The 4,826-nt window shown below is 59.9% G+C and carries 3 protein-coding genes and 4 pseudogenes; 2 read left to right on the top strand and 5 right to left on the bottom strand.

All coding sequences use genetic code 11. From position 1 onward, the window contains the following. The 3 genes and pseudogenes from EOA29_RS25150 to EOA29_RS43230 form a co-directional block, all read right to left on the bottom strand. A partial coding sequence (locus tag EOA29_RS25150) for a glutamate synthase subunit beta (RefSeq protein WP_145969785.1) occupies nucleotides 1-762 on the bottom strand: 762 nt, incomplete at its 3' end. A 41-nt stretch (nucleotides 763-803) separates the two neighbouring features. Beyond that, nucleotides 804-967: pseudogene (locus tag EOA29_RS25145) on the bottom strand (thioredoxin domain-containing protein); the annotation flags it as partial. A gap of 275 nt (nucleotides 968-1,242) precedes the next feature. Then, a pseudogene (locus EOA29_RS43230) lies at nucleotides 1,243-1,428 on the bottom strand (pyridoxal-phosphate dependent enzyme); the annotation flags it as partial. Here EOA29_RS43230 and EOA29_RS25135 point away from each other — a divergent pair. After that, nucleotides 1,343-2,296: a TauD/TfdA family dioxygenase gene (locus tag EOA29_RS25135; protein ID WP_024504271.1), complete on the top strand. Its 954-nt coding sequence runs from the start codon at nucleotides 1,343-1,345 to the stop codon at nucleotides 2,294-2,296. The pseudogene EOA29_RS43230 and the gene EOA29_RS25135 sit on opposite strands and share 86 nt — an antisense overlap. Nucleotides 2,297-2,890: 594 nt before the next feature. Here EOA29_RS25135 and EOA29_RS41645 read toward each other — a convergent pair. Next, nucleotides 2,891-3,160 (bottom strand): hypothetical protein, encoded by a 270-nt coding sequence (locus EOA29_RS41645; protein WP_024504272.1) that lies wholly within the window; start codon nucleotides 3,158-3,160, stop codon nucleotides 2,891-2,893. Nucleotides 3,161-4,153: 993 nt separating this feature from the next. Here EOA29_RS41645 and EOA29_RS25125 point away from each other — a divergent pair. After that, nucleotides 4,154-4,300, top strand: a pseudogene (locus EOA29_RS25125) (multicopper oxidase domain-containing protein); the annotation flags it as partial. A 104-nt stretch (nucleotides 4,301-4,404) separates the two neighbouring features. Here EOA29_RS25125 and EOA29_RS43225 read toward each other — a convergent pair. Continuing rightward, nucleotides 4,405-4,533, bottom strand: a pseudogene (locus tag EOA29_RS43225) (LysR family transcriptional regulator); the annotation flags it as partial. Nucleotides 4,534-4,826: the final 293 nt, after the last annotated feature.

The raw sequence follows: 4,826 nt of genomic DNA, 5'->3' as shown, positions 1-4,826 counted from the left end.
GCCGAGATCGTCGCCGGGAATGCCGGCCGCGCGCGGCGTTTCGGAACCGCCGCAATAAAGCACCGCGTCATGTTCGGCGAGCAGCTCGGCAACCGGCTTGTCGACGCCGACATTGACGCCGCAATGGAAGGTGACGCCCTCGCCCTGCATCTGCTCGATGCGCCGGTCGATATAGTGCTTCTCGATCTTGAAGTCGGGAATGCCGTAACGCATCAGCCCGCCGGGCCGGCTCTCGCGCTCATAGACATGGACGTCGTGGCCGGCGCGGCCGAGCTGCTGGGCAGCCGACATGCCGGCCGGGCCGGAGCCGATGACGGCGACGCGCTTGCCGGTCTTCTTCTCCGGCGGATAGGGCCTGATATGGCCGGTCTCGTAAGCCTTGTCGGCGATCGCCTGCTCGACCGTCTTGATGGCGACGGGAATGTCCTCGAGGTTCAGCGTGCAGGCTTCCTCGCAAGGTGCGGGGCAGATGCGGCCGGTGAATTCCGGGAAATTGTTGGTCGAATGCAGGTTGCGGATCGCATTGTCCCAGTCGCCATTGTAGACGAGGTCGTTCCAGTCCGGGATCTGGTTGTGGATGGGACAGCCCGTTGGCCCGTGGCAGAACGGAATGCCGCAATCCATGCAGCGCGCGGCCTGTTTCTCGACCTCCTTGTCCGACATCGGCAGCGTGAATTCACGGAAATGCCGGATGCGGTCGGAGGCCGGCTGGTACTTGTGCACCTGCCGGTCGATTTCGAGAAAGCCTGTTACCTTGCCCATAGTCCAGCTCCTGCTGTCCAGATGGCGCGCCTGGCGACGCCCTGCAGCTGGATCAGATGGGGCATCCCGTCCACACATGGGCCGCACCAAGTTGCCCAAAATTCGACTATGTACACTTGCCGGGCTCAAAGCTCGTGAGGGGCTCGCCATGCAGCCAGTTCTCGACTCTAATCGAAGGAGCCGGGGACTCCATCTGCAATACCACGTTGCGGTCCAAAGCTATTTCCAAAGGTTTCTGCACGAGCTGGTTTCCTCTCAGAGACGGCACACGGGTTCAGGGAGGAGCGCATCGCTCGTCTTGCCCCATTAAGTGCAGTCACAGTCACTCAGTCTCAAAAGCCATGCCAACGCGCTCAGCGCGCAGTTAGCGCCCATTGCTTCGAAAAACCTCGTCAGTGCCCAGATGTTGGTTGTAATGAACCTGACATTTGTCTGACGCTGTCAGCTTTTGGACACGCGATCACGCGCTTCGTGCCGCCAGGCCAGGCCGAGCCCTGTGTTGCCAGCGGTCGCTTCGATGATTGTACCGCCCGGCGCGAGCTGGCCACGCTGTTCGGCATTAACGATCATCGACAACGCAATGCGATCCTTGATCGATCCGCCGGGATTTTGGCTTTCGAGCTTGACGAAGAGAATTCCTGACTCCGACGTTGTACCGCTGACCAGCCGTGTTGGAGCTGAAATCAGAGGAGTTCGCCTTGGTGGAGACCTTTCGGACGCAGCGATAGCAGCCATCAACCAGCTTCTTCTAAAACACAAGGTGATCTTCTTCCGCGGCCAGGAGCATCTCGACGATGCGGAGCAGGAATTGTTCGCGCGGCGTCTGGGTAACCTTGTACCTCATCCCACGCAGGGGCCGGCAGCCGGCACGGCCTCAATCCTCAATCTCGATTCCGGCCGTGGCGGTGGCAGGGCAGACCAGTGGCATACCGATGTGACTTTCGTCGATGCCTATCCGAAATTCTCGGTCCTACGTGGCGTCGTCATTCCGGCGGCGGGGGGCGACACGATCTGGTCCAACACGCACGCCGCGTACGAGAATCTGCCGGCGCCGCTCAAAATATTGGCGGACAATCTGTGGGCTATTCATAGCAATGCCTACGACTACGCAGCCGTGCGCCCGCGCGCCACAGCCGAAGAGAAGAAGCACTTCGAGGAAGTTTTCACATCGACGATCTACGAGACCGAGCATCCGGTCGTGCGCGTCCATCCGGAAACCGGGGAGAAGTCGCTGCTGCTCGGCAATTTCGTGCAGCGCCTCGTCGGCCTTTCCAAGAGCGATTCCGCCAAACTCTACGAGGTGTTCCAGTCCTACGTCACTGCCCCGGAAAATACCGTGCGGTGGCGCTGGCAAGTAGGCGACGTCGCTATCTGGGACAACCGTGCTAACCAGCATTATGCGGTCAACGACTATGGCGACCAGCACCGGGTTGTGCGTCGCGCTACGGTTGACGGTGACGTTCCGATCGGCGTCGACGGTCGCCGCAGTATAACCCATGTCAAGGCAGCCAAGCCGGCGGCGAAGGCAGCCTGACCGTCTGAACAGGGTAAAGATGAAAACTTCGTATCGCCGCGGCCATATCGCGCTGCTTAACCGCCCCACAAAGCCTTATGATTTCCGAGAAGCAAGGCGAGTTGCGGGCTCGAGGCTTGGCCCGAAATCGAGGTCCTGCAGCGTGGCGCATGGCTCGAGTCGCTGCTCGTGGCCCCGCTGCAGCGGTACAGGTCCCCCACCGCCCCACCATCTCGCCCGCCCTGCACCTCGGATAGCGATCATTCACCGTTTGTTCATTATGATAGCGCACGATCATAACTGGACATGCTGGTAGCTCGTACATGCCTGAAGGCCCTGCGCGCCGACCCAGCGCCGGGGCCTTTTTACTTCCGCAAAATCGATTCCAGCAACGCGGGCACTTCGCAGGATGTCGGAATCCCGCGCTTGCGATGATACGCCGTACAGCGAATTGCGCGAGTCAAACGAATTTGGGTTTCTCAAATATAGAATCGTCGATACCGATCCTGATGGATCGAGCCTCGACGACGAAGTCAACCATCTTCAAACGGAATTATTCAACATTGCCGAGAGCTCCCGGTGTGCCGTCGAAGCCGACATTGGGGAGGTCAGCGGTCACCAACGATCATGGTGATCGCCAGCATCTTTCGTATTCACATAACCGTCGGCCTTGTACTTTCCCGAGGCCATGACATGAGTGGGTCTTCCAAGCACCGATTTGGCCCGGTAGGATTTGCAGGGGGCGCGGACAAGCGGATGAACAAACGGAATGATGCCGGAAAACTGCGCGCGCCTGCTGGGATTTAGCCGACCGTCGATAGGAACATAGCCCTGGTCGACGGCTTTCTGAAGGGCAAGAGTTTCGCCGACCTGGCTCAGGAACATGGCTTGTCGACAACGAGGGTGCGCCAAATCATCGAGAAGGCCGATCGGCTCGTGGGCGGCGCATTCAGACCAAGACTGAAACGTCCAACGCCTCGCCTCGGTCCGATTTCATGGTCGACTATCCCTATGTGTGCAAATGGCCGAGAAGCACCGGCTGGGTAGCGTCACGCCGCATCATTCTTTGCGGAGCTGGAGCGCGCGGGATCGCTGGAGCGGCTGGTGAAAGCGGTTGCCGGGGCGCACAACACGTGAGCTGGCGCCTCGTGTGGCAAAAGGAGAGGGCGAGAGCCCATGGCCTGCAATGAAGCGATCAAGCATTGCGATCGTGGAACCAAGCTAGTCGACCATCCGGACCGCGGCCTTCAATGCCAGCTCGCCTTGGAATCGGCCTTCCAGGAATTGGCTGAGCGCGCAGCGGAATCCGGCTGGACCGAGGAGATAGCCACGCGCTCCTCGAACTCGCCGGCGCGCGCCTCAGGAGCGACTCCGCCAATGACAGACTGAGAGGACGATTAATCGTGCCAGGGCAACGAGAGAGCGGCAGGTTCAAGAAGCTTCGCCTGAACCGATAGGAACGTCGCTGCGCCAATAAAATTGGCGGTGAAGGCTGACCGCGGCCGAGTCGGGCAAGCGAGCGAAGTGCTGAAATAAGGGCGTGAGAATCCAAGACATCGTTTGTAGAGAGCATCGAGCTTCGCGAGATTGTGGTACAGGATCGACCGCAGGTGTTCTCGCAGCGCTCGCAGAACCCGGGATTCTTCCGCGGCACCCGCCAAGGCGAAGAACGGTCAGAGTTGCACGATAACGTTTAAAAGCGAGCCTTCCTCCGAAAGTCTGCGCGCGCAGTTCCACGGTCCGATGCGCTTTCATAGCTATTCCAATCGCCGCGCCCATCCTCTCCCGGATCAGGTCCAGCGGGTCTGCAGTGCATGCGCCCCCAAAGTGGACGCCATTGGGCCGGGTGAACCGGGCTCGATTGCGCGCCGAAGGCCCGTTCCAGGCCCGGAAATCCGGGTCCGTCAGGGCGAGCGCGTGCGGGTCGAGGTAGAGAACGGCCTTGCCGAGAAAACGACCGTGCACTGGCATCGCGTGCGTGTGCCACATGCCATGGATGGCGTGCCTCACCTCACGCAGAAGCCCGCGAAAAGGCAACGGAAGATCTAGCATTTATGGGGGAAATGTTTTTTCGGAGTGCTTGACCCGCAGGAAGGGCAGGGCATGACTGCCTATCGCCCGACCCGGCCGGCCGCACTCATGACCGGCTGGGCTCGGTTAATCCTGCATGCCGCGCCCATGAGGTTGCGCTCTGTCGGGAGTGCGTCGAGCACAACGACGAGATGTAGTTCACGATCTTTGAAACGCGTGTCAACCATCCAAAGTGTGGATGCCTTTCATCGAAACAAACGATTTCATCAATGTTCTGGAATCCTGCATGGGCAGAACAGAAACCGCCCGAAAGGAGATTTTTCATGCGCTCTACCGGGCAGTGGAGTGCTGGGAAAGGGAGTTGCAACTGACCGGGTCCGACTTCTTCCGAGTCTATGGACAGACTGGGAGACGCGCACGGTGTAGCGGCTCACATCGTCATACTGCACCTACGCCACACACCGGCCGGACCTGATCCGGCTTTATGAGCATTGGGCTTTGTCAGTTGCCCAAGCGTGAT

Source organism: Mesorhizobium sp. M1E.F.Ca.ET.063.01.1.1 (assembly GCF_003998155.1).
Taxonomy (GTDB): Bacteria; Pseudomonadota; Alphaproteobacteria; order Rhizobiales; family Rhizobiaceae; genus Mesorhizobium.
The sequence above is the reverse complement of the archived record's forward strand: the minus strand, read 5'-3'. Positions and strand labels throughout refer to the sequence as shown.

Coding starts and splice junctions, on each gene's coding strand:
- EOA29_RS25135 (WP_024504271.1), top strand. CDS start 1,343: ATGCGATCCTTGATCGATCCGCCGGGATTTTGGCTTTCGAGCTTGACG.
- EOA29_RS41645 (WP_024504272.1), bottom strand. CDS start 3,160: ATGTTCCTGAGCCAGGTCGGCGAAACTCTTGCCCTTCAGAAAGCCGTC.